The organism is Humibacter sp. RRB41, assembly GCF_022761015.1.
In the GTDB taxonomy this organism is placed as follows: Bacteria; Actinomycetota; Actinomycetes; order Actinomycetales; family Microbacteriaceae; genus Humibacter.
On record NZ_JAKWJQ010000008.1, the window covers coordinates 40669 to 64734 of the forward strand.

General features: G+C 67.4%; 24 protein-coding genes. 11 read left to right on the forward strand and 13 right to left on the reverse strand.

The genetic code is table 11. The features are described from left to right. Nucleotides 1-228 precede the first annotated feature (228 nt). Complete coding sequence (locus tag MJ603_RS17010; protein ID WP_243064949.1) at nt 229-1074, forward strand: C40 family peptidase; 846 nt, start codon at nt 229-231, stop codon at nt 1072-1074. On the opposite strand, the gene MJ603_RS17015 is transcribed toward MJ603_RS17010, so the two are convergent. After that, nucleotides 1067-1267 carry a hypothetical protein gene (locus tag MJ603_RS17015; RefSeq protein ID WP_243064950.1) on the reverse strand — a complete coding sequence of 67 codons (201 nt, stop codon included), beginning with the start codon at nt 1265-1267 and terminating at the stop codon, nt 1067-1069. The genes MJ603_RS17010 and MJ603_RS17015 overlap by 8 nt on opposite strands. Nucleotides 1268-1516: 249 nt before the next feature. Then, a complete protein-coding gene (locus MJ603_RS17020) occupies nt 1517-1822 on the reverse strand; it encodes a hypothetical protein (RefSeq protein WP_243064951.1) in 306 nt (101 codons plus the stop codon). A gap of 248 nt (nt 1823-2070) precedes the next feature. Here MJ603_RS17020 and MJ603_RS17025 point away from each other — a divergent pair, with 248 nt between their 5' ends. Next, on the forward strand, nt 2071-3399 hold the full coding sequence (locus MJ603_RS17025) for a C40 family peptidase (protein WP_243064952.1): 1329 nt from the start codon (nt 2071-2073) through the stop codon (nt 3397-3399). A gap of 16 nt (nt 3400-3415) precedes the next feature. Here MJ603_RS17025 and MJ603_RS17030 read toward each other — a convergent pair whose 3' ends face one another. The 3 genes from MJ603_RS17030 to MJ603_RS17040 form a co-directional block, all read right to left on the reverse strand. Beyond that, entirely contained in the window at nt 3416-4849 is a 1434-nt protein-coding gene (locus tag MJ603_RS17030) for a HAMP domain-containing sensor histidine kinase (RefSeq protein WP_243064953.1), read from the reverse strand. Continuing rightward, on the reverse strand, nt 4846-5616 hold the full coding sequence (locus tag MJ603_RS17035; protein ID WP_243064954.1) for a response regulator transcription factor: 771 nt from the start codon (nt 5614-5616) through the stop codon (nt 4846-4848). Before MJ603_RS17035 ends, MJ603_RS17030 begins: the two co-directional genes overlap by 4 nt. A gap of 106 nt (nt 5617-5722) precedes the next feature. Then, complete coding sequence (locus MJ603_RS17040) at nt 5723-6337, reverse strand: TetR/AcrR family transcriptional regulator C-terminal domain-containing protein (protein WP_243064955.1); 615 nt, start codon at nt 6335-6337, stop codon at nt 5723-5725. 87 nt (nt 6338-6424) lie between these two features. Here MJ603_RS17040 and MJ603_RS17045 point away from each other — a divergent pair, with 87 nt between their 5' ends. Then, entirely contained in the window at nt 6425-7384 is a 960-nt protein-coding gene (locus MJ603_RS17045) for a zinc-binding dehydrogenase (RefSeq protein ID WP_243064956.1), read from the forward strand. Between the two features lie 278 nt (nt 7385-7662). On the opposite strand, the gene MJ603_RS17050 is transcribed toward MJ603_RS17045, so the two are convergent. Beyond that, the gene (locus tag MJ603_RS17050) at nt 7663-8028 is read right to left on the reverse strand and encodes a hypothetical protein (protein WP_243064957.1); all 366 of its coding nucleotides are present in this window, start codon (nt 8026-8028) and stop codon (nt 7663-7665) included. 37 nt (nt 8029-8065) lie between these two features. Here MJ603_RS17050 and MJ603_RS17055 point away from each other — a divergent pair, with 37 nt between their 5' ends. Beyond that, a complete protein-coding gene (locus MJ603_RS17055; RefSeq protein WP_243064958.1) occupies nt 8066-8632 on the forward strand; it encodes a hypothetical protein in 567 nt (188 codons plus the stop codon). On the opposite strand, the gene MJ603_RS17060 is transcribed toward MJ603_RS17055, so the two are convergent. Then, nucleotides 8620-9090, reverse strand: a complete 471-nt coding sequence (locus tag MJ603_RS17060) for a carboxymuconolactone decarboxylase family protein (protein ID WP_243064959.1) — start codon at nt 9088-9090, stop codon at nt 8620-8622. The two genes, MJ603_RS17055 and MJ603_RS17060, sit on opposite strands and share 13 nt — an antisense overlap. 210 nt (nt 9091-9300) lie before the next feature. Between MJ603_RS17060 and MJ603_RS18885 the strand changes: the two genes are divergently transcribed. Then, nucleotides 9301-9861, forward strand: coding sequence for an SDR family NAD(P)-dependent oxidoreductase (locus tag MJ603_RS18885; RefSeq protein WP_374230958.1), 561 nt, complete (start codon nt 9301-9303; stop codon nt 9859-9861). A 97-nt stretch (nt 9862-9958) separates the two neighbouring features. On the opposite strand, the gene MJ603_RS17065 is transcribed toward MJ603_RS18885, so the two are convergent. The 3 genes from MJ603_RS17065 to MJ603_RS17075 form a co-directional block, all read right to left on the reverse strand. Continuing rightward, nucleotides 9959-10861 carry a sigma-70 family RNA polymerase sigma factor gene (locus tag MJ603_RS17065; RefSeq protein ID WP_243064960.1) on the reverse strand — a complete coding sequence of 301 codons (903 nt, stop codon included), beginning with the start codon at nt 10859-10861 and terminating at the stop codon, nt 9959-9961. 75 nt (nt 10862-10936) lie between these two features. Then, nucleotides 10937-11374 (reverse strand): Lrp/AsnC family transcriptional regulator, encoded by a 438-nt coding sequence (locus MJ603_RS18815; RefSeq protein WP_243064961.1) that lies wholly within the window; start codon nt 11372-11374, stop codon nt 10937-10939. A 62-nt stretch (nt 11375-11436) separates the two neighbouring features. After that, nucleotides 11437-12516 (reverse strand): DNA glycosylase AlkZ-like family protein, encoded by a 1080-nt coding sequence (locus MJ603_RS17075; protein WP_243064962.1) that lies wholly within the window; start codon nt 12514-12516, stop codon nt 11437-11439. Between the two features lie 168 nt (nt 12517-12684). Here MJ603_RS17075 and MJ603_RS17080 point away from each other — a divergent pair, with 168 nt between their 5' ends. From MJ603_RS17080 to MJ603_RS17090, 3 genes are all read left to right on the forward strand, one after another. Next, nucleotides 12685-14961 (forward strand): glycoside hydrolase family 3 C-terminal domain-containing protein, encoded by a 2277-nt coding sequence (locus MJ603_RS17080; protein ID WP_243064963.1) that lies wholly within the window; start codon nt 12685-12687, stop codon nt 14959-14961. A 207-nt stretch (nt 14962-15168) separates the two neighbouring features. Beyond that, entirely contained in the window at nt 15169-16077 is a 909-nt protein-coding gene (locus MJ603_RS17085) for an endonuclease domain-containing protein (RefSeq protein WP_243064964.1), read from the forward strand. Between the two features lie 285 nt (nt 16078-16362). Further along, nucleotides 16363-17838, forward strand: a complete 1476-nt coding sequence (locus tag MJ603_RS17090; RefSeq protein ID WP_243064965.1) for a peptide MFS transporter — start codon at nt 16363-16365, stop codon at nt 17836-17838. 15 nt (nt 17839-17853) lie between these two features. Here the strand turns inward: MJ603_RS17090 and MJ603_RS17095 are convergent, their stop codons facing one another. Beyond that, nucleotides 17854-18558 (reverse strand): DUF4190 domain-containing protein, encoded by a 705-nt coding sequence (locus MJ603_RS17095; protein WP_243064966.1) that lies wholly within the window; start codon nt 18556-18558, stop codon nt 17854-17856. Between the two features lie 182 nt (nt 18559-18740). Here MJ603_RS17095 and MJ603_RS17100 point away from each other — a divergent pair, with 182 nt between their 5' ends. Next, nucleotides 18741-20042: a UDP-glucose/GDP-mannose dehydrogenase family protein gene (locus MJ603_RS17100; protein WP_243065053.1), complete on the forward strand. Its 1302-nt coding sequence runs from the start codon at nt 18741-18743 to the stop codon at nt 20040-20042. A gap of 12 nt (nt 20043-20054) precedes the next feature. On the opposite strand, the gene MJ603_RS17105 is transcribed toward MJ603_RS17100, so the two are convergent. Continuing rightward, on the reverse strand, nt 20055-20888 hold the full coding sequence (locus MJ603_RS17105) for an oxidoreductase (protein ID WP_243064967.1): 834 nt from the start codon (nt 20886-20888) through the stop codon (nt 20055-20057). Nucleotides 20889-20913: 25 nt separating this feature from the next. Here MJ603_RS17105 and MJ603_RS17110 point away from each other — a divergent pair, with 25 nt between their 5' ends. Next, nucleotides 20914-21573, forward strand: a complete 660-nt coding sequence (locus tag MJ603_RS17110; RefSeq protein ID WP_243064968.1) for a TetR/AcrR family transcriptional regulator — start codon at nt 20914-20916, stop codon at nt 21571-21573. 9 nt (nt 21574-21582) lie between these two features. Next, on the forward strand, nt 21583-22560 hold the full coding sequence (locus MJ603_RS17115; protein WP_243064969.1) for an acetylxylan esterase: 978 nt from the start codon (nt 21583-21585) through the stop codon (nt 22558-22560). A 204-nt stretch (nt 22561-22764) separates the two neighbouring features. Here the strand turns inward: MJ603_RS17115 and MJ603_RS17120 are convergent, their stop codons facing one another. Then, nucleotides 22765-23892 (reverse strand): hypothetical protein, encoded by a 1128-nt coding sequence (locus tag MJ603_RS17120; protein WP_243064970.1) that lies wholly within the window; start codon nt 23890-23892, stop codon nt 22765-22767. Between the last annotated feature and the right edge of the window lie 174 nt (nt 23893-24066).

The window sequence follows — 24066 nt, forward strand, 5'->3', positions numbered from 1 at the left end:
TGAGAACCTGAACGGCCTCTGGCAACGAATCGCGACGGTTGACCTACGGTGGACGACGGCCGGATGAAACCGGCCTTTTGTTTTGCCACCCGAACTGACACGAACGAAACGAAGAGTGCCGGCCGCCTCCGCGCGGGCCGTCCGACAGGTCCCTTACTTATGCGCTTATCCACCTCATCCGACGACGCCCGCGCGCCTCGGCGTCCAGCAGCACGCCGGCGCGCTGACGTGCGCACGAGCATCCGCTCCGCTTTCGGCTTCATCACCGCGTTCGGCGCGGAGCGACCCCGCGGGGCGCACACCGCGTCGTTGCCCATCATCACCAACGGTTCGGTTGCCGCCCCGGCACCGAAGGCCGGCAGGCGCCGCCACCACGTGACGCTCGCCGTCGCCGGCGTCTCATTCGGCCTCATCGCGAGCCTCACGACCGCGCTGCCGTCGTACGCCGCGCACGCGGAGACCGTGCAGCACAAGGCGGCCGCGGCCGTGGCGTCGACTGCCGATCAGCCCGGCAGGGCCACGAAGCAGAAGGCCGCACTGCAGAACGCGATCCTCGCCGCGGCCGAGAAGGGCGACGTGCAGAAGCTGAGCGTCTCTGCCGCCGTCGCAACGTCCGCCGTGGAGAAGGACACTTTCGCCACGGTCGATGTGACGGCGAACCTCGAGAAGAGATACGGCATCAGCGCGAGCTACGCCCAGCAGCTCATCGGCACGAGCAACCCGAACGGCCGGGCCGCGATCATCGCGACCGCCCTCACCTATCTGGGCGATCCGTACGTGCTCGGCGGCGCCTCGCACAGCGGCATCGACTGCTCGGGTCTCACGATGGTGGCATACGCCGCCGCCGGGGTGTCCCTGGTGCACTACGTACCGAATCAGGATGCCGTCGGCACGCCGATCTCTGCAGCCGCGGCTCGCCCGGGCGATCTCGTCGTCTTCGACGATGAGGATCACGTCGGCATCTACATGGGCAACGGCATGGTGTTGCACGCACCGACGGAAGGACGCGACGTCGAGCTCGACCCGCTCACCGAATGGTCGGGCATCGCGTACCACTACACCCGGCTCATCTGATCCGACCTCTGGCGCGAAACCTCCGCGCCACCAGGCGAAGGCGCAGTGCCGCTCGTCGAATTCCTCGGCGGAACAGCCAGATCAACGCGAGCACGAGCAGGAGAAGCGGCACGAGTTCCGGCGCGGCGAGCAAGCCGGTGAGCACGAGTTCGAGCACTTCGAACCCGACGAGCGCGCCGGCAGCGAGCCACACCCACGTACTGAATCGCCAGAGGAGCAGTGTCGAACGCCTCAGGCGTCGGCGCAGCAGGAGCAGCGCGAGACGCGCGAAGCGGCTCGATCGTGGTCTGGCCCGCGGCGGGCGGTGTGCACGGCAGGGGTGTGAGGTGGCGGAAACAGGATGCATCGAGCTGGCCTCGTGAGATCGGTGGCGTGACGGACGACGGCACGGTCGGCACACGGGACTCGCGTTGCCCGATGGGGTGGTGAGTCAGGCGGAGAGTCAGGCGAACCGGCCCACGCCCGGCGCCGGCGCGCGGGCGCCACGACCACCGACGGGCGCACTCCCCGCGACGATTCTCGGTTCGACTGTGGCAGACGAGCTCAACTGCGGAGCCGTGGATGCCGTCACTCGCCGGGGTGCGACGATCGCGACCAACCGACGCACCGCGACCATGCTCGAAATCGCGAGCACGACGATCACGCCGACGATCAGAATGGTCGGAGCAGGCGAGGCGTGCAGCTCGAGCCACGCCCCTGTCGTCAGCGTGACGAGCCACTCGGCCAACGTCCACGCGAATCCGCTCATCGTCCCTCGCCTCCAAGGAGCATGGTAGACGGCCGGGGTGCAACCACGTTGAGATGTGGGCGCGCTTCGTGCGACGCATGCCGACACTGCGAGTCCTTTCAGTTGCGCTCTGACATCAATCCGTTAGGGTTGAAACCGGTCGGCTCAGCCGTCCGCATTTTGGGGGACAGGGAAGTCTTGTTGTCCGTACCCCGCGTGCGGAAAGAGGAGCAGGCTGGGAGAGAATGGGTCGAAGAGCAGCGGCGCCCATGCCTGGTCGCCCAGAGCGGTTCGATGCCGCTTCGCCGACCCCCGCGTCGTCAGGTTCCGACGACCTCTCCGGTTTCGGCGCATTCGCGGATCTCTTCGAGACGGATGCCTCGCCCGCGCAGGCGACGATGCCCCAGCCACCGATGTCCCAGCCGGTCGCACCGACCTCGCGTCGTGCGGCGCGCGAGCGCGGGCGTGCTGCCGAAGCGCACCACGGCGACACCGTGCCGCAGTCGGTTCGGGTCGTGCCGGCATCCGCGCCCGAGACCGACCCGTTCGATCTGATCCTGCAAGGGCAGAGTTCGGCCGCGATGGCGGTGCCAGCACCCGCACCCGTCGTTGTGCATCAGCCGGTGGCGCCGGTGGCATCAGAGTTGCCTGTGGTGCCCGTGGCCACGTCCGAGCCGATCGTGCTCGCGCCCCCGACGTCGTCGCCTGCCTTCTCCTCACGACGCGCCCGACGCGAGGCCGAGCGGGCCGAAGCGACGACATCCGGCGAGGTGCCCGTTGCCGAGCCGAGGGTGACAGAGCCCGCTCCATCGCGCCTGCAGGCGGCATCCGTCGGCACGGGCGAGGCGTTCAGGCGCACGCACAGCGACGACGACGCACCGCGCAGGAGCTCCTACCAGCCGCAGGCGAGCACGCAGGAACCGGCCAAGCGCGGGCGCCGCGCGGCGTCTCGCAGGCCGATGTTCATCGCATCGGGAGCCGCCCTCGCCCTCATTCCGGGACTCATCGTCGCGGCTCCGGCGAATGCCGTCGAGCCGCTCAGCGCGGCCCAGCTGAAGGCGACCATCGCCAGCAACACGCAGCTCATCTCGCAGAAGCTGACGGTGTCATCGGCCGTCGATGGCAGCAGCGTGCAGAAGGAGAACTACGTCGCAGGCGCCATTGCCGGCATCGTCGCGGCGGAGTCCGGCCCGAACGGCCCGCAGGTGGCCGTCGCGCTCGCTGAGGCGCTGCAGTACGGCGGCGCGCGGGAGAAGATCGTCGAGAAGGCGCTCACGTACCTCGGCGATCCGTACGAGCTGGGCGGATCGACCCACAGCGGCATCGACTGCTCCGGCCTCACGATGGTCGCGTACGCGACGGTGGGCGTCTCGCTCGTGCACTACGTGCCGTCGCAGGATGACATTGCGACCCAGATCACCGAGGCCCAGGCCCAGCCCGGCGACCTCGTCTTCTTCGACAACGACGACCACGTCGGCCTCTATCTCGGCGGTGGCATGCTCATCGAGGCGCCGGACTACGGCATTCCGGTGCGCATCGTCTCGGTCTCAAGCTGGGACGGCATCCCGTACCACTTCGGCCGCATCCTGAACGGCTGAGCCGGGAATCCGACCCTTACGCCTGCTGCGAGATCGGCAGACCGACCTGGACCGCCAGCCCTCCGGTCGTGCTCGGCGAGAGGTGGATGTCGCCGCCCGCGGCATCCACCAGGGCGCCGACGATCGCGAGGCCGAGCCCGCTTCCGGTCGTCGTGGTGCGTGCGACGTCGACGCGGGTGAACCGGTCGAAGGCGACCGGGAGAAAGTCCGGCGGCATCCCTGGACCGTCATCGACGATCGACAGCTCGACGGATGACGCTCCGCGCGTCAGCGTCGCCGTGATCGTTCCTGCGCCTTTGGCGACTCCGATCGCGGCGATCGCGTTGGAGATGAGGTTGTCGATGATGCGCCCGAACTCCTGGGGAGAGAGGTTCACCGTGCCACTGCTGTCCTGCGTGACCTGCTCCACCTCGAAGTCGATGACGCACTCGACGCCTCGGACGACGGATGCCTGCCGCATGCGGTCGATCGCGTCGGCCAGTTCGATCTCGAGGTCGTGCCACGTGCTGGTGCCGCGCACCTGACTGGCCTCGATGCGGGAGAGCTCGAGCAGGTTCGTGGCGAGATTCGAGAGGCGCAGCACGGTCTGCTGTGCCTGCCGCACGTCGGTCAGCAGGGCATCGGCGTTGCCCGAGTCGAGCTCGGCGAGCTCGAGTTCGCCGCGCAGCACCGCGAGGGGAGTACGGAGCTCATGGCTGGCATCCGACACGAGCTGTCGCTCACGATCGGCCGAGGCACGCAATCTCTCGATCAGTCCGTTGAGCGTGACAGCAAGCGCAGCCAGTTCGTCCCGGGCGTGTGGTACTTCGAGAAGTTCGGATTCGTCACCGGCCGGCGGCTCCGCAGCACCGGATTGCTGTCGCTTGGCCAGACCATCAGCCTGCCTTCGCATCTCGCTCACGGGTCGTAGCGCCGTGCGCGTGAGGATGAACGACGCGAGCGTGAAGCACGCCACCAGAACGACAGCACCGATGATGAGCGCCAGACTGAGTCGATCGAGCACGAGGTCGTTGGAGTCCTCGTTGCGAGCGGTGATCACGTGCCACACGCCTTCGGACGTCGTCACCGGCGCGCTGCGCACGACGTATTCGCGATTCGGCGTCCTGACGCGCGTCGTCGTCTCGTCGGCGGAGAGTGCGACTCGTCCGTAGGGACGCAGCGATTTCGGCAGGCTCGTCATGCGCACGCTGCCCGCCGGCGAGACGAGTGCCACGTACTGCCCCTCGCCGGGAGCCGCGTCGATGTCGGCCGGGTGGTTCTGCAGCTGCTCCTCGAACGGCCCTGCGTCGTGACGCAGCAGGGTGAGGGTGGCGTTGTTGAGAATGGCGCTGACGCCGATGCGGATGCCGATCACCGCGACGATCCCGATCAGCACGGCGACCGCGAGGCTGCCCAGCGTGATGCGGGCGGTGATCGACAGCCTGCTGGAGAGCGTGCGGAGACGGATCACCGCTGCCTTGACTGCTCGCGCTGGTCGGGGTCGGGCTCTGCGGCGGTGGGCGTGGGCGGCTGGCCGGCACCGGTATCCGGGTGCTTGATGGTCTCGAGTCGGTAGCCCAGCCCGCGCACGGTGGCGATGCGGATGCCCGTGTCTGCGGCATCCAGCTTGCGACGCACGTAGGACACGTACTGGTCGAGCACGTTCTGGTCGATGTGCTCGTGACCGCCCCAGATGTCGTCGAGGATGTCGCCCCTCGTCACGAGCTCCCCGGCGTGGATGGCCAGCAGGCGTACGAGCGAGAACTCCCGCGGGCTGAACGCCACCTGTTTGCCGTCGACGGATGCCTTGTGCTCGATCGAGTCGATCGTGAGGTTGCCGACGCGCAGAGTCGGGTTGCTCGAGGCATCCCGTCGCAGCAGCGCGCGCATCCTGGCGGCCAGCTCGGCGAACGCGAACGGCTTGGTGAGGTAGTCGTCCGCGCCGGAGTCGAGTCCGTAGACCCGGTCTTCGACTGCGTCGCGTGCGGTGAGCAGCAGGATGGGCATGGTGCGGCCGGACTCGCGTACGCGACGGCACAGCTCGAATCCGCTCATGCCCGGGAGCATGACGTCGACGGCGAGAGCGTCGACGGATGCATCGCGCAGCGCGATCAGCGCGTCCACTCCGTTGTCGACGGAGGTCACTTCGTAGCCTTCGGCTGTGAGACCGCGGCGCAGGAGGCGGGCCATATCGGCGTCGTCTTCGACGACGAGCAAGCGTGCCGTTGTTTCATCCACGAGGTCATCGTCACAGAATCTGCTGTGTCCGTCGAGAGGGAATGCTATGGACTCGTTCAGGTTCGGCTGCTCGCTGCCTGGACGGTGCGGTCGATGTGAAGGCGCGTCAGAGCAGCGGTGGCAGGCCCAGGATCAGGCGCACGCCATCCCGGTAGACGTCGTCAGCCGTTCGGCCGGCGGCGAAATACTCGACGATCGCACGCGTCGCAGTGGGCAGACGGCGCATCAACTCGTCGGGATCGACACCCTTGCCGTCTCCCCCGCGGTCGAGGGCCTCTTCCTCCAACACGTGGCCGACTGTGAACCGCTCGACTGCGAGAACCGTCATGCGGGCGCGTTGCAACTCGACGCCTTGCGCGACCAGAGTGGCCATGGCGCGTTCCGAGAAGTCCGCACGACGTAGCGAGTCGCGGGCCGCGGAGATGATGCGAGCGCCGTCGGGATGCGCGAGCATCGCCCTTCGTAGCTCCGACACCGCGGTCGACAGCCACTCTCGCCACTCCTCGCCGGCCTCGAGGGCGGGAATCGCTGCGAGCACGTCGTCCATGATCGCGTCGGCGAGAGCGTCGAGCAGCTCCGCCTTGTTGCGAACGTGCCAGTACAGCGTCGGCGCCTGTACGTGAAGGCGCGACGCGAGTCGGCGCAGCGAGAGGGCATCGAGGCCTTCTGCGTCGACGAGCCTCATGGCCTCGTCGATCACCAGCTGTCTGCTGAGAGTCATCGAGTGCTCCTTGCCCTCGCTCTCTAACGGTGTTAGACATACTTTAGTTCTCTAACACTGTAAGAGAGGCTGAACAAGGGAGTCGAGATGAAGGCGGCGGTCGTTGATCGAACGGGAGGCATCCCGGTACTGAGCGACGTGTCCGAGCCGGTGCCGGGCGACGGCGAAGTCCTGATCTCCGTCGAAGCCGTCGCCGTCGAGAACGTCGATCGCGCCATCGTCGCTGGAACCCACTACACGGCGGCGGCCTTCCAGGCGAGCCTGCCGGCCGTTCCGTGCTTCGATGGGATCGGACGTCTGCCGGACGGAACGCTCGTAGGCTTCGGCGGCCTCACACCCCCGAACGGCGCCTTGGCACAGTTCGCGGTGGTTCCGGCCGCATATGCTCCGCCCGTTCCGGAGGGCATCGATCCTGCGGAGGCCGCCGCACTCTCGTCGGCGATCGCGGGCATGAGCATGCAGACCGCTGCCGGGCTCACTGCCGGAGAGTCCGTTCTGGTGCAGGGAGCAACCGGAGTGGCGGGACGGCTGGCGGTGCAGATCGCGCGCCTGCTCGGTGCCGGCCGCATCGTCGCGACCGGACGCGACGACGACGCGCTTGCCGATCTGACGAACCTCGGCGCTGACGCCGTCATCAACACCGCCGTCGACGACCGGGCATTGGTCGAGGCGTATCGCGATCAGGCGAACGGCGGTTACGACGTCGTCGTCGACTTTCTCTGGGGGCGGCCGACGGAGCTCCTGACTCGGGCGCTGACGCCCGACAGCTTCGTCATGCCGAAGCCGACGCGTCTCGTGCACGTCGGCGTCGCCGCCGGCGAGACGATCGAGCTGGCGGGGAACGCCCTCCGCACCTCGGGACTCGAGATCTACGGAGCCGGGCGCAACATGGCCACCGGCATGGCCGCCGCGTACCAGCAGGTCGTCGACTGGGTCCGCACGGGCGAACTGAAGATGAACGTCACGACCATGCCGCTCAGTCGCATCGAGGAGGCCTGGCAGCGCACGGACCTTCGCGGATCCCGCCTTGTGATCGTCCCCGACTGACCCGTCACGACGTCGACCAGACATCCGACCGACTCGGAATGACATCGACCGAAAGGAACCTCCCATGAAAACCAACGCCGTAGAACTGCTCCACGGTGCGATGCATCGTGTGCCCGGCGTGCCTGATCACGGCCGCGCCTCCGAGCTGAACCATCGGAGCAAGGCCGAAGCCCATCAGCATGGGCAGGGAAGACATCCCCGGTTCGCCCAGCGGAACGCGCATCACGACGCCCCGCCGCGTGTGCTCATCGCGTGGCAGAACTGGATCGCAGAGACGCTCAGGCTGCTGAAACGACCTCAGCGCACACGCTGACATGCTCTGTCCCGTCGACGGTGAACCGCTCGACGAGCCGGAGCCCCGCGTCGGATGACTCCACCTCGCTGCTCGAGGTGCCCGTCACGACCACGCCGTCCGAGACCAGAACGTGCGCGAACGTGACCGAAAGGGTGTCGTTCCTCCGCGTGCCCACGAAGCGGCCGAACGTGACGGTGTCGCCCCAATACTCGCCCCAGATCACGCCGTCGCGCTCGAAGTACCGGAACCGCGATGGCGAGACAGGATCGACCCGGCTGTTCGTCGACGACACCATGACGAACTCGCGTCCGTCGAGGCTGGCAGCGGGGGAGGTCGGGGGAAGCGGCATCCACAGAGTATGGCGGATCGGCGGTTAGCATCGGGCGATGGACTTGGTCTTTTTGCATGGTGGTGCGGCGGCCGGCAAGCTCACCGTGGCACGAGCGCTCAACGAGCGCGTGCACTTCGGTGTGTTCCACAATCATCTGATCGTGGATGCCCTCACCGCGGTCTTCACGTTCGGAACGCCTTCCTTCGTAAAGCTCCGCGAGGAGTTCTGGCTCGCGACGTTCCGCGAGGCCGCGATCGCCGACACGTCGCTCATCTTCACGTTCGCGCCGGAGGCGAGCGTGAAGCCGGGCTTCGCCGCTCGCGCGCGGGCGGCGGTCGAGGATGCCGGTGGACGCATCCGCTTCGTACGGCTCGAGGTGAGCGGTGAGGAGCAGGAGCGTCGCATCCAGCTGGCGAGCCGCCGCGAGTTCGGCAAGCTCGCCGACGTCGAGACGCTTCGGCGTCTGCGCGCCGAGGACGCCCATGCCGAGCAACCGCCGAGCGACCTCATCATCGACACGGATGAGGTCTCTGCCGAGCAGGCCGCGGACCTGATCGTGCGTGCGCTCGAGTTGCAGCCCGTGCAGGAGCATCCTCGGTACCCGACCGATCAACCGAGCTGACCTGCCACATAGCTCCCGCCGGCCTGCTTCGTCATGACGTTCATGCGGTTGAACGCGTTGATGAGCGAGATGCGGGCGACCAGGGCGGCGAGCTCCTCGTTGTCGTAGTACTGTGCGGCGTTGTTCCAGGCCTCATCGGTGACGCCGCTTCCGTCGGCGAATCTGCTGCCCTGCTCCGCGAGCTCGAGCGCGGCGCGCTCGGCGTCGCTGAAGACCGTGGTCTCACGCCACGCGGCGACCAGTGCCAGTCGAAGTGATGTCTCGCCGGCGCGCTCGGCCTCCTTGACGTGCATGTCGAGGCAGGCACCGCAGCCGTTGATCTGGCTCGCCCTGATATTCACGAGGTTCTGCGTCGTTTCGGCAAGCGCCGAGCCGGCGAGCACGCGGTCGGCCGAGACGAAGTACTTGACGAACTTTGGCAGGATCTCGGTCGAGTAGGCGTCGATGCGGGTGTTCATGGTGATCTCCTTCGTTGTTTTCTGACTTCACCTATTAGGACGGAACGGATGCCAGCGAGGTAACAGATTCGAGGCGCTGCCTGCTCCGCAGATGTCTCGCACGAAAGTTCGCGCGGGTCGGTAGTGTGTCTCTGAACCGGAGGAGCCTCCGGAAATGGATGCGACGTCCAGACGGCGTCAGATGATGAGGTGGATCGCGTGGGCGTTTTGATGGTCGTCGGTTACGGCCCTGGGATTTCGCACGCAGTCGTCGCCAGATTCGCGCGTGAGGGTCACAGTGTCGCGCTGGTGGCCAGGACGTCGGAGCGTGCAGAAGCTGCGGCCGATCAGCTGAGGGCGGCAGGAGTCGCCGCTGCGGCATATCAGGCCGATGCGAGTGATCCGACGGCGATCCGTCGTGCGGCTGTGCAGGCTCGGCATGATCTCGGGCCGGTCTCGGCTCTTCTTTGGACCGCATTCAGGAACGGTGGTGTCAGAAACGTGCTCGCGACCGCGCCGGAAGACGTCGAGCGCGTGTTCGACATCGGAGTCGTCGGACTGCTGGCCTGCGTGCAGGAGGTCCTCGAAGATCTGAAGTCGCGGCGTCGCCCTGGAGAACGCGGCCAAATCGAAGCTCGTCGGCATCCTCGCCGAGCGACTCCGCGAGTTCGGCATCTACGTCGGCGAGATCACGATCGCAGGCTCGGTCGCCGGCACGGCTACTGCCGGCCCTTCGGCGATTCCGCCGGAGCGCATCGCCGACCGGTTCTGGGACCTCACCCGGTCCCGTGATGCGACCCGCGTGCGCATGGCGTGAGCAGACGAGTGCTCGCCGAGCCGGTCTGGCGCCCGTCGTGGGCTCGGCACCGCTCCTAACCCGCAAGACGCCCTAATGGTCGACGAGCAGCTCCTCGAGGCCCATCGCGGCCAGCCGCTCGGGGTCGGTCACCGACTCGACCTCGACGATGCGATCGTCCACGACAGTGCACGCCATCACGCCCATCGGCTGACCGCTGAGGCGCCACGCTGCGATTCCGGGTTCGCCGTTCACGAGCACGCGTCGGGCGACGACCTTGGCGCGGCCGCCGCGGGCTGCCTGTGTCGCGAGTTCCGTTGCACCGAGCCTGACGATCTCGCCGCGCGGCGAATGGATGCGCCAGACCACGTCCGGGTCGAGCACCCGCAGGAGACCCTCGAAGTCTCCGCGTTGCGCCGCGGCAAGGAATGCGCCGACCACTTCGCTTTGCCGGCGGCGATCGGTCGGATGCGGCGCGCCCCGTTCCTCGCCCTGGCCCTGTACCTTGCGTCGCGCGCGGCTGGCCAGCATCTTGGCGGCATCCGTCGACTTGCCGATGATCTGCCCGATCTCGTCGAACGGCACGGCGAACATGTCGTGCAGCACGAAGGCCAGGCGCTCGTCGGGGCCGAGCGAGTCGAGAACCACGAGGAGCGCAAGTCCAACGGAGTCCGCCAACACGGCATTGCTCTCGGGAGCGGTCGTCTCGTCTGCTGTCACGATCCACTCGGGTGGCTCGTCGCCGTACGCGGTCTCCGCTCTCGCCTTGCGCGAGCGGAGCATGTCGATGCACACCCGGCCGACCACCGTGGTGAGCCAGGCGGACAGGTTGTCGATGGCGCCGGCATGCTGTCGGGACAGGCGCAGCCAGGCCTCTTGCACGGCATCCTCTGCATCGTCGTGCGACCCGAGCACCCGATACGCGACGGCCGTCAGGCGCGCGCGCTGCTGTTCGAATGCCGCAGCAACGGAGTCGTCTGCTTCCGAACCGGTCATCCCGTCACCCTCCACGAATCGGTCTCATCAGTGATGACGTGCGGAGTGGGCTGAAGGTAACAAACGCGCGAGCGTTCAGTCGAGATCGCGGTGCACCAGGCGCGAGAGCACGATCGCGCTGCGCGTGTGGTCGACGCTGGGAGCGACGCGCACGCGCTCGAGCGCGGCTTCCAGGCTCGGGATGTCCCGCGACCTGATGCGCAGAATCGCGTCGGCGCTGCCCGACACCGTGCACGCGTCGGCGACCTCCGGCACGGCAGACAGGATGCGCTGCAGCTCGCTCGGCGACACCGTTCCACGGCAGAACAGCTCGACATACGCTTCGGTGCTCATGCCGTCGATCGTCGGGTCGACGCTGACCGTGAAGCCGCGGATCACGCCATCGGCGACCAGCCGGTCTATGCGGCGCTTGACGGCGGATGCCGACAGCCCCACCTTCGACCCGATGTCGCCGTACGAGGCACGGGAGTTCTCGCGCAGCAGGTCGATGATGTGTCGATCGAGGTTGTCCACGCGGGAATCTTACGTGAATGCGTTGCGCAGGAAGGCCTCGCGGCGCAGCATTTCGGCGTGCGCTACTCCTCCTCGGAGTCGAGGGTCACGCCCAGCCACTCTGCGAGATCGGCGAGTTCGGCGCGCACCATCTCGTCGTCCCCCGGCTCGAAGGGGATCAGCTGGTGCACGGCGTTCACGCGCAGCACGTTCTGTTCGCGGTCGACTGCAGCGTCGAGCATCCCGACGAAACGGTCGCCGATGAGGATCGGATGCGCGAAGAACCCGTACTTGCGCTGCGCCTTCGGCTTGAACTGCTCGAGCACGTAGTCGAAGTCGAAGATGTCGCGCAGACGCGGGCGGTCGAAGAGCATGCCGTCGTAGGGATTGAGGAACGCGACCCTGCCCGCAGCGTCATCGAGTCCATCGAGAGCCTGCGGATCGACCCGCCACTTCGACTTGAGTCCCTCGATCTCGACGGGTTCGCCGGCCTCTCCGACCGGAGTCCACGGAGATTTCTGCTTCGCGATGCCGGCGGCCTGCAGGCGGCGCTCGTCGAGCATCCGTGCGGCTTCGTCGTCGCTGTACTCTGGCAGGTCGTGCGGATAGACGCGCTCGGCGAGGTCCCAGATGCGGCGTCGTCCTTCGCGGCCGACGATGGCGACCTTGCCCTGGTGCATCAGGAACTCGAGCATGCGTGGAACCTGGTTCGGGCCGTACCAGCCGTCGGATTCCCTGGCCACCTGGGCGGTGTCAGGGATCTTGCTCGCGAGCAGGGGACCCTCTGCGGCCAACCTGGCGAGCACATCCGCACGGAATCGCGCGTTCGCCTCGAGCCATTGCCGGCTGCTCTCTCTGCGCGGCCAGCGGCGCATCGCGGGAAGCATGAGCGGCAGCAGGCTGACCGGAAGAAAGCTGCCGTCGTACTCGAAGAGCACGCGGTCCATCTCGACCGCCTTGCGGAGCTGGCCGGCCTCATACGACCATCCGATGCGCGACCAGAGCACCGTGTGCTCGCACGGTGCGATCGTGGCGGTCGGATCGATGCTGATGCGCCCGAGCTGCTCCGCGACCTCGACCACGTGCCCAGGGCGGTCGGCCTCCAGCAACTGGGCGCGCACGGCGATGCGGCGCGCTTCGTCCTTCGTCAGACGCAGGGTCACGCGACGAGCGTAGCCCCCGCTCGCGACGTGTCCCCGGGTGGACCCTCCCGGGCGTCGACCCGGCACTGTGTTGCCGAGCGGCCCCCGAATTCGCGTGAACTGAGGGGTGGCCCGGCAATACAGTGCCAGGCCGACGTAAACACGGGTGGGGGCGCGAGAATGGACGGCATGGCCAACGACGTCGATGCGATCCTGTCCCAACTCACCCTCGAAGAGAAGGCCGCTCTGGTCACCGGCGACGGGTTCTGGCATACGACCGCGATCGAGCGGCTCGGCATTCCGGCGATCACGCTGAGCGATGGTCCGCACGGCGTGCGCCGTCAGCCGCCGGAGCAGGAGAACGGCATAGGCGGCAGCTTTCCCGCCACGTGCTTCCCGCCGGCTGTCGGGCTGGCATCCACGTGGGATGCCGAGCTCGTCGAACGGATCGGCGCGGCGCTGGGGGACGAGTCCAACGCACTCGACGTGCAGGTGCTGCTCGGGCCGGGTGTCAACATCAAGCGTTCGCCGCTGTGCGGGCGCAACTTCGAGTACTTCTCGGAAGACCCGCTAGTCGCCGGCGAGCTGGCGACTGAACTGATCCGCGGCATCCAGTCGAAGGGCATCGGAACATCGCTCAAGCACTTCGCGGCCAACAGCCAGGAGACCGACCGCTTCAGGGTCAGCGCCGACATGGATGAGCGGACGGCGCGTGAGATCTACCTCGCCGCGTTCGAGCGTGCGGTCAAGGGCGCAGCACCCGCGACGGTGATGGCCGCCTACAACAAGCTCAACGGCGCGTACGCGACCGAGGATCATTGGCTGCTCACGGACATCCTGCGTGACGAGTGGGGTTTCGACGGCGTCGTCGTTTCCGACTGGGGCGCGGTGAACGACCGGGATGCCGCCGTCGCTGCCGGCCTCGATCTCGAGATGCCGGAGTCAGAGGCGGGACCGGCCGCCATCGTGGCGGCCGTGCGCGGCGGCTCGCTCGATGAGGCAGCGCTCGATGCGGCCGTACGCAATGTGCTCGACCTGGTCTTCGACCACGCGCACCTGAAGGCGGATGCCTCGCGCAAACTGGCTGTGCCCGACGACATGGTGAACGCGCACCACGCGCTCGCGCGGGAGGCGGCATCCAGGGCTGCTGTGCTTCTGAAGAACGAGGGAGGCATCCTGCCGCTCTCACCGGAGTCCTCGATCGCTGTGATCGGCGAGTTCGCGCGCAACCCGCGCTACCAGGGCGCCGGCAGTTCGCAGATCGAGCCGACGCGGCTGGATGACGCGCTCACCGAGATCCGCAAGGTCGCCGGAGCACCTGTGACGTTCGCGCCGGGGTTCACGCTCGACGGCGGCGGGGATGCCGGCGAGCTGCTGCGCGAGGCGGTGGCGGTGGCATCCGCTGCGCAGGTCGCCGTGGTGTTCCTCGGCCTGCCGTCGGCTGCCGAATCGGAGGGCTACGACCGCGAGAACATGGACCTGCCCGCGAACCAGCTGGCGGTGCTCGCCGAGGTCGTTGCCGCGAATCCGAACGTGGTCGTCGTGCTCTCGAACGGCTCGGCCGTGCGCGTCTCGGACTGGGATGCGGGTGTCCGCGCGATTCTCGAGGGCTGGCTGCTTGGCCAGGCGGGTGGCGGCGCGACTGCGGACATCCTGTTCGGCGTCACGAACCCTTCAGGGCGCCTCGCCGAGACGATCCCGGTGAAGCTGGAGGACACCTCGGCCTACCTCGACTTCCCTGGCCGCGACGGTCACCTCGAGTACGGGGACGGCGTCTTCGTCGGCTACCGCTGGTTCGACGCGCGGCAGTTGCCGGTGAGCTATCCGTTCGGCCACGGCCTGTCGTACACGACCTTCGAGTACTCGGGCCTGTCGACGAGCGTCGAGGGGGAGGATGCCGACCCCTCCGTGCACGTCTCGGTCACCGTGACGAACACCGGGCACGCCGCCGGCCGCGAGGTGGTGCAGGTGTACGTCGCAGCGCCGAGCGCCGAGGTGCGGCGTCCGTTGAACGAGCTGCGCGGATTCGACGTCGTGCCGCTGGAGCCCGGCGAGAGCCGTGAGGTGTCGTTCACACTCGGATTCCGCGACTTCGCCTACTTCCACCCGACCCTGAAGCGCTGGTACGTCGAGAGCGGACCGGTGGACATTCTGGTCGGCGCGAGCTCTCGGGACATCCGCGAGCAGGGCAGCGTCGAGCTGCGGGTGAGCGAGCCGGTCGTGCCGCTCGACCGGCAGTCGTCACTGGCGGAATGGACGAAGCATCCGGGCGGCGCGCAGGTGCTCGCCGGTCTGCTGCAGCAGGCGGCGGCGCAGAATCCGGATGCCGTCGGCATGTTCCAGAACGAGGAGCTGATGGCGATGATGGGTTCGATGCCGCTGCGCCGCATCGGCCGCTTCCCCGGCATCGGACTCACCGACGAGCAGGTCGACGGCCTGATCGCGCAGGCGAACGCGGCTGTGTAGCGGGCGTCTACGGCCCCCGCTACGCGCCCGCCCGAGCGCGAGATTGCGTTTCAACTGCAGAAACGGCGATATAGGTCGCGGTGTGTTCGCCATTTCTGCAGTTGAGACGCGATCTGGGCCGCGGGGCGCGGTGGAGCAGATACGGGGAGGGGCGTCGCCTGTGGAGAGCTGATGCCGGTGCCTCCTGCGGTGCGCGACACTGGCCGCATGCCGCGTCGCATCCCACTCCCACCGCACCTGAAGGGCGCGTCGTTCCGGGTGTCGGAGCAGGAGTTCCACGGGCTGTCGCGGGCGCGCATGAGGTCGAGCGATCTCGATGCGCCCTTTCACGGCATCCGAAGCATCGGTTTGCATGTCGATGATGTGCTCGGGCTGGCGCGGAGCTACGCGCCTCGTCTGCGAGCTGGGCAGCTGTTCAGTCATGTGACGGCGGCGCGGCTCTGGGACATTCCGTTGCCGCTCGAGCTGAGCGAGGCATCCGAGGTGCACGTCAGTTCCGTCGGCGGCACTGCTCCGCGTGCGCGGGGCGTGATCGGGCATGAGCTCCGCCTTGCCGAGCGAGCCGCTATCGAAGAGATTCCTCTGGTGCCGCCCGCCGAGACTTGGTGCCAACTCGGTGCGTACCTTTCTCGCGAGGATCTTGTGGCGGCTGGCGATTTTCTTCTGTCGGGCAAGCGTTTGAGGCGGGGCGGTCGCACTCTCCCGCTGTGTACACGAGACGATCTGACCGCGGCCGCAGTACGGTTCGGGAGGCAGCCGGGGGCTGCGGGCATCCGCTGGGCGTTGCCGAAGCTGCGCAGCGGGGTCGACTCGCGTCGAGAATCGTTGCTGCGGCTCGCGCTGCTCGCGCACCGTCTTCCCGAGCCGGTGATCGCGCATCCGGTTGCTGTCGAAGGAGGCCTCGTTCTCCATCCCGATCTTGCCTACCCCTGGGTGCGTCTGGCCATCGAATACGAGGGCGACGAACACCGCGAGGACAAGCGGCGTTGGCGCGACGATCTGCGGCGCATCGTGCTTCTCGAGGAAGCGCGCTGGCGTGTCATCCGCGCAACCGACGACGACATCCAGGACCCGACAGTGATCGTTCGTGCCATTCGCAAGGCACTAAGAGGGTGATGGTGCCTCGGCCTTTCGAGGGTGATGGTGCCTCGGCCTTTCGAGGGTGATGGTGCCTCGGCCTTTCGACCGACCGCTTGCGCTGACGCCCGAGCACGCGCGCCCCGCCCCCGCCTCACCCCGCGCGCCACAGCCGGCGAGATTGCGTTTCAACTGCAGAGATGGCACTTGCGGTTCGGTGTAGTCGCCATTTCTGCACTTGAAACGCGATCTCGAGGTGCATGCGGGGTGAGCGCGCGGCGCGCTCGAGGGCGCCACGGCACACGGCGGGCATAGCCTGGGGCCATGAGTGCGGACGCGGGGGCGCCGACCGACACGACGCGGAACAAGGACGAGAAGACCTTCTTCGGGCAGCCGAGATCGCTGGCCAACATCTTCGGGGTGGAGATGTGGGAGAGGTTCTCCTTCTACGGCATGCAGGGCATCCTGCTGCTCTACCTCTACTTCTCGGTCGCCGACGGCGGGCTCGCGATGCCGAAGCCGGTGGCCGCCGGCATCGTCGGCGCGTACGGCGGCGCGGTCTACCTCTCGACCATCATCGGCGCGTGGGTGGCCGACCGGCTGCTCGGCTCCGAGCGGGTGCTGTTCTACAGCGCCATCGTCATCATGCTGGGGCACCTCTCCCTTGCGCTCCTGCCAGGATTCGGCGGCCTCGGCGTCGGACTCATCCTGATCGCTGTCGGTTCCGGCGGCCTGAAGGCGAACGCCACGACGGTCGTCGGCACGCTGTACTCCGAGAAGGATCCGCGACGGGATGCCGGCTTCTCGATCTTCTACCTCGGCATCAACCTCGGTGCATTCTTCGGTCCGCTCCTCACCGGCCTGCTGCAGTCGACGATCGGCTTCCACTACGGATTCGGCCTGGCCGCCCTCGGCATGGCGATCGGACTCGTGCAGTACTCGTTCGGACGAAAGCGCCTCCCTGCGGAGGCGCGCCAGGTGTCGAACCCGCTGCCGAAGAATCGGTACGCGCTGTGGGTGGGGCTCGCGGTCGCGGGCATCCTGGTCGTCGTCGTACTCGTGCTGGTCGGTGTGATCAGGGCCGACAATCTGTCGATCGTCGTCATCGTGGTGACGGTGGTCGCGGCCGTAGCGTACTTCGTGGTCATCCTGACGAGCAGGCTGACGGATGTCGAACGCAGCCGCGTCTACGCCTTCATTCCGCTCTTCATAGCGAGTGCTGCGTTCTGGTCGTTGTACCAGCAGCAATTCACCGTCGTGACCTTCTACTCCGACAACCGGCTCAATCGCGACGTGTTCGGCTGGGAGTTCCCGATCTCCTGGGTGCAGTCGATCAACCCGATCTTCATCATCATCTTGAGTGGGGTGTTCGCCGCGATCTGGACGAAGCTCGGCGAGCGGCAGCCATCCACGCCGATCAAGTTCGCACTCGGCACGGCGATCATGGGTGTCGCCTTCCTGCTCTTCCTGCCGTTCGCGGGCGGCGGCGACAACAGCACACCGCTGATCGCGATGGTGGGCATCTTGTTGGTCTTCACGATCGCCGAGTTGCTGCTGTCACCGGTTGGGCTGTCGGTGTCGACGAAGCTGGCGCCCAAACGGTTCCACGCGCAGATGGTGGCGCTGTTCTTCCTCTCCGTGGCTCTGGGCACGGCGCTCAGCGGACAGCTCGCCGAGCTCTACTCGCCGAAGACCGAGGGCTGGTACTTCGGCATCCTCGGTGTGATCGCGATCGTGATCGGCGTCGCTCTCGCACTGATCGCGCCGCTGCTGCGCAGGCTGATGGCAGGCGTGCGCTGAGCGACACAGCGGATGTCAGTGGCCGAGCGTGCCGAGCTGCACCAGGAACCAGATGGACACCGCTGTGCCGACCGCGAGGGACGCTCCGCCCGTGATGATGCCGGCGAGAGCGAAGGTACGGGGACGGTCACCAAGGAACGCGACGATGCCGAACGCGATGGCGACGAATGCCGGCACCCACGCGGCGAAGCTGAGCCCTGGGATGATCGCGAAGACCACGGCCGCGATGCCGACGATCATCGAGATGAGGCCGAAGCGCGCTCGCCTGTTGGGAGCGTGAACGGGCTGATCGTTGCCGAGAGCCCAGCGGATCGAGGCGGCATCCGGCACGGCGTACGGCTGCTGGATGCTCGGACCGACCGCATACGGATTGTCGAACGTCGGCGCCGCGGCGACGGGAGCGGCGGCGTACGTCTCTCCGTAGGGGGCGGTGGTCGGCGGCGCACCGAAGGGGGCGAGCTCGGCGGACGCGGGGACAGCGGGGACGAAGGTGGCCGGCTGCGGAGCATCCGCTGCGACCTGGGCGAAGGTGCCAGCGACCGGCCGCATCACCGTCGACTCCTCGACCTCGGATGCGGGCTGAGCCGCTGCCATCGCGTCGGGCGCGCTGCGGCGATGCGCGGTGCGGGAGATGCCGGTCCAGTCCGCCCCCGACCAGTAGAGCTCCTCCGCGTCGTTCCACGGGTTCGGGTACCACCCGGCCGGAATCGCATCAGCCATGCGACGAATCCTAACGGCTCCCCGCATGGTCGCCATCCGCCCTCGACCGGTCGGGTGCAGCGCTTGCCGACACTGGTCGGGTACCGTCATCTCTGGCGTCATCTCTGGCGTCATCGCCGGTGTCGCCGGCGTTGGCGGAGGCATCCGATCGCGGCGCATGCGCCCGGCCACGAAAGGCAATGATGAGAATCTCGGTCATCGGCTGCGGCTACCTGGGCGCAGTGCATGCTTCGGCGATGGCGAAGCTCGGGCACGACGTCGTGGGCATCGATGTGGACACGGCGAAGATCGACCGGCTTTCTGCCGGTGAACCCCCGTTCTTCGAGCCGGGACTTCCCGAACTGCTCACGGCGTCGATCGCATCCGGCAGGCTGCGTTTCACGACGGATGTCGCTGCTGCTGCTGAGGCCACCGTGCACTTCATCGCCGTCGGAACGCCGCAGACCGCCGACGGCAACGCCGCCGACCTGCGCTTCGTGAACGCGGCGATCGACGAGCTGCTGCCGTACATCGGTCCCGGCCACGTGATCGCGGGAAAGAGCACGGTGCCCGTCGGTACGGCGGCGAGGCTCGCCGAGCGCATCGAGGCGACCGGTGCGCGATTGGTGTGGAACCCCGAGTTCCTGCGCGAGGGCTACGCGGTGCACGACACGGTGGAGCCTGACCGGCTGGTCTACGGCCTGCGTGCCGGGGACGAGGCATCCGCCGCGGTTCTCGACGAGGTGTACGCCCACGCGCTCGAGCTCGGCACCCCGCGCATCGTCACCGACTTCGCCACGGCGGAACTCGTGAAGGTGTCTGCCAACGCGTTTCTCGCCACGAAGATCTCGTTCATCAACGCCATGGCCGAGATCGCGGAGGCCACAGGTGCCGACGTCACGCAGCTCGCGGATGCCATCGGCCACGACACCCGCATCGGCAGGCGGTTCCTGAACGCCGGCGTGGGCTTCGGCGGCGGATGCCTGCCCAAAGACATCCGCGCCTTCACGGCCCGTGCCGAGGAGCTCGGACGCGGAGAGTCCGTCGCGTTCCTCAAGGAGGTGGACTCGATCAACCTGCGTCGCAGGCGTCGCGTGGCCGACCTTGCGATGGCCGAGCTCGGAGGATCCGTGAACGGCAAGAAGATCGCCGTGCTCGGCGTCACGTTCAAGCCGCACTCCGACGATGTGCGCGACTCGCCCGCGCTCGATGTCGCGGTCTCGCTGAAGGGCCTGGGTGCACATGTCGTCGCGGCGGACCCCAAGGGGGTGGCGAACGCGAGGCTGCGGCATCCGCAGCTCGACTATGTCGAAGACGCGACGGATGCCCTGAGCGGCGCCGACCTCGTCGTGCTCGTCACCGAGTGGCCGGAGTACACCGGCCTCGACCCCGTCGCCACCCGAGAGCTCGTCGCCGGCGCGATCGTCATCGACGGTCGCAATGCGCTCGATCGTGACGCCTGGATCGCGGCCGGCTGGCGGTACCGAGGCATGGGGCGCGACTGAGGGCTCTTCGCGTCAGCTGATGCCGAACTGACGCCGCGTCATCGCGTCGAACACGCGATCGGGCAGGCGACTCAGGGCGACGGCCGTGGACGATCCGCGACCGACGCGGTAGCGAGAACGGGGCCGGCGTGAGGTGGCGGCGCGCACGATCACCTCGGCGACGGTGTCGACGTCGCTCGTGATGGCCGTGTCCTGCGTGGAGCGATGGTAGGCGGCGACCGCCGCAGCCATCTCCCGGTACGGGCCGTTCCCCGACACGGATTCCAGGGAGTTCATCGCCTCGTCGTGCCACGGCGTGCGCACCGGTCCCGGCTGCACGCTGACGACGTCGATGCCGAACGGCCGAACCTCGGCTCTCAGGCTGGCTGAGACCGCCTCGAGCGCGAACTTCGACGCGTGGTACCAGCCCCCGAGGGGAGAGCTGAACTCTCCGGCGAGGCTCGACACGTTGACGATGCGTCCTGCTCCCGCTTGTCGCATCATCGGAATGACCCGCCCCGTCAGCGCTGCGAGGCCGAAGACGTTCACCTCGAACTGTCGTCGCGCGCTCTCGATCGGCGTCTCTTCGATCGAGCCGAATTCGCCGTATCCGGCGTCGTTGACGAGCACGTCGATCGGCCCGTGCTCCGACTCGACGGTGCGCACGGCGCGCTCGATACTCGAGCCGTCTGTGAGATCCAGATGCACGGCGACCACGCCGGGGAGTTCGCGGATCGCCTCCACTCGCCTGGCAGCTCCGATGACACGGTAGCCGCGCTCCGCCAGGAGCTGTGCCGTTCTGGCTCCCAAACCCGATGATGCCCCGGTGACGAGGGCCGTTCCGTGATAACTGTTAATGACGTTCACAGTTATGGACTGTACTGTGAATGGTGTGCACAGTCAATCCGATCGTGATCGAACCCTTCAGCAGATCTGGGGCATCGCCGACGCCTCGACGCGCGGGCCGCAGGCGAGGTTCAGCATCCATGACCTCACGGCGGCCGCTTGCGAGATCGCGGATGCCGATGGACTGCCGGCGGTGTCGCTCGCGAAGGTGGCTGCCCGCCTCGGACTGACGACGACGGCGCTCTACCGCTATGTCGACTCGAAGGATGCCCTGCTCGAGTTGATGACGGACCGCTCCGTCGGGGCGCCTCCCGCGCTCGACGATCTCGCCTGGGACGAGGCCGCGCATGCCTGGACCGGGGCGCTCTGGCGACGGTACACGGAGCATCCGTGGCTGACCGAGGTGCGTGTCGGCGGCATGCCGCTGCATCCCAGACGACTGCAATGGCTGGAGTCCCTGCTGCTGGCGTTGGATCGGGGGCCGCTTGCCGACCCCATGCACACCGCGCTGCTGCTCGATTCCCTGGCGCGCGCGTTCGTGGCGCTCGAAGCGTCGAGCGCGGCCGATGACGGGCATCCGCCCGACTGGCTCATGGCGGCCGTCGTCGAACGTTTTCCGCGTTTCGCCAGCGAACTCGGGCGCGATTGGTCCGACGTCGAAGCCGAACTCGACCTGGCCGTGCAGACCGTGCTGCGCGCTCAATAGAGTGGTGCGGTGTTCACCGACCTCCCCGAGCGCGAGTTGCGCGCCTACACCAGCAACCAGAACGAGCCAGACGACTTCGACGCATTCTGGGAGGAGACGCTGAGCGACGCTCGAGCGTTCCCCCTCGATGTGGTCGTCACCCCCGTCGACACCGGGCTGACGACGGTCGACGTCTTCGACGTCACGTTCAACGGATTCCACGGCCAGCCGATCAAGGCATGGCTGCGCCTCCCCGCTGGGGCGTCGAGTCCGCTGCCGGCGATCGTGCAGTACCAGGGCTACGGCGGCGGGCGTGGGCACGCTCTCGAGAACCTGCTGTGGGCATCCGCCGGGTACGCGCACCTCTTCATGGACACTCGTGGGCAAGGCTCGACGTGGGGCCTCGGCGCCACCGCCGACCCAGACGGCAGTGGCCCTGCCCATCCGGGTGTGATGACGCGCGGCATCGACAGCCCCCACACCTACTACTACCGGCGCGTGTTCACGGATGCCGTGCGCGCGGTCGAGGCGGCCCGCTCGCTCGACATCGTGGACTCGTCGCGGGTCGCGATCGCCGGCGGCAGCCAGGGCGGCGGCATCACGCTGGCGGTTGCCGGCCTCGTGCCCGACCTGGCCGCTGCATTCCCGCGCGTGCCGTTCCTCTGCGACTTTCCGCGGGCGACGGTCATCACCGACTCGGCGCCATACAAGGAGATCGGCAGCTACCTCGCCGTGCACCGCGACAGCGTCGCTTCTGTGCACTCCGTGCTCAGCTACTTCGACGGTGTGAACTTCGCCAAACGGGCGACCGCTCCCGCGTGGTTCTCGACGGCGCTGATGGATGCCACCTGCCCGCCATCCACCGTCTTCGGCGCGTTCAACGTGTATGCGGGGGCATCGAAGGAGATCGACGTCTGGACCTACAACGGACACGAGGGCGGCGGAGTCGAGGACGAGGCGCGGATGGTCGGGGTGCTGCGCGACCTGTTCCCTGCGCTGGTCGAGTAGCGACAGCAACGCCGGTGTAGGTCCCGTGGGAATAGCCAACTGGCACGTCTCGGGGAACGTGTCCACGTGACGTCGAGGCTGCTCTCCACTGGTTCCCAGATCGGTGTCCCGTTTGGCGGCCCCTGCAGTGAGATGCTTTGCGGGCGGGTCTTACGGGAATTAGGTCATCAGGCTTATCGCGGGTCCGGCCCGCGGACGACGCCGTCAGCCGGGCCTCGCGTGGCGGACCGCTAAGGGACTGTGCTGTTGGATGGCGCCTTGCGTGGCGATGGTGGCGGCGACTTGCGATGCTGACATCCGGGTTGTGTCGATCGTCACGGTCCCGTCGGGCATTTCTTTGCGTCTGATGTTCTCGGTGATCGCCTGGTTGATGGAGCTCTTCAGCGACGCGCCGGTGAGGCCGGCACGATGGTCTCCGGGGATACCCGGACCGTTGCCTCGTGCTCTTTCGGTGATGCGTTCTGCCAACGCTTCCGGCGAGGCGTCGAGCCATGCCACTGTCCGGGTTACGTCGTTCCAAGCCTTGTCCAGGAGACGGATTGTGATGGGGTCTCCCGTGATGATGACCGTCCGGGCTCCGGAACGCGTGAGTATTGCGGCAACCGCGCGAACGTTGGCGACCCGCAGAGGGACGAGCTCGTCCGATCGGGGATCTCGTCCGAGGAATCCGAGCTGGTGGGCGTCGAGGTATGCGGCCGGCCTACCAGTTGCAGCGATTTGCGCGTACGCCGAATAGCCGACCGTGGACACGCCGACCCCGCCTGGTCCGGAGATCAGAATCACCTTTTCCGGTGGTGTCACGACGTGCGCCGCCGACGGGGCGTCGATCGACTCGACGCTCGATCCCAGGACGTCGAGCACTTTCGCCGTGATCACGGCTGCTATCTGCTCGGGCGATCGACCGGTCGTGTCGATGCGCAGATCCGCCCACTGACGGTCGAGTCTGGCGGCGGCCTCCACGTTCTCTTCCGTTTCCCCCAACAGGGACCCTCGCCGAAGGATCCGCTCGCGCAGCGTGCCAGCCTCGACATCCAGATGAACCGTTAGAACGCGGGAATCGGGCAGGCCGGCCAGCAACGCCGAAAGATGGGTTGCGTCGTCAGCGATACCGCTGACGATCAATATCTGCGCGCCGGTCGCCCGAAATTCTCGCTCGAGTGATGCAAGGCCGCTGGAGATGAGCTCTGTCTCCGAGACAGCAAGGTTGCGCGCCAGGCGGAGTTGATCAGCATCGACGAGTGCCGCCTCGACGCCGGCATCACCGAGATCCAGGAGAACTCGATACCCAGCCGTCGACTTGCCGACGCCGGACGCTCCGAAGATCCACACCACTGGCAACACAGGCACACGATACCTGCCACCTTTCATGCGCTGATCGGCAACTGACGCAACGCCGAGCCCCGAGGAACGATCGGCTTGCGGGCTGGCTTACCGCATCGGGAACGATGTTTCGGATGAATACGTCGTGGGTGGAGTGTGCACGGTACTTGACGCCGTACTTTGATT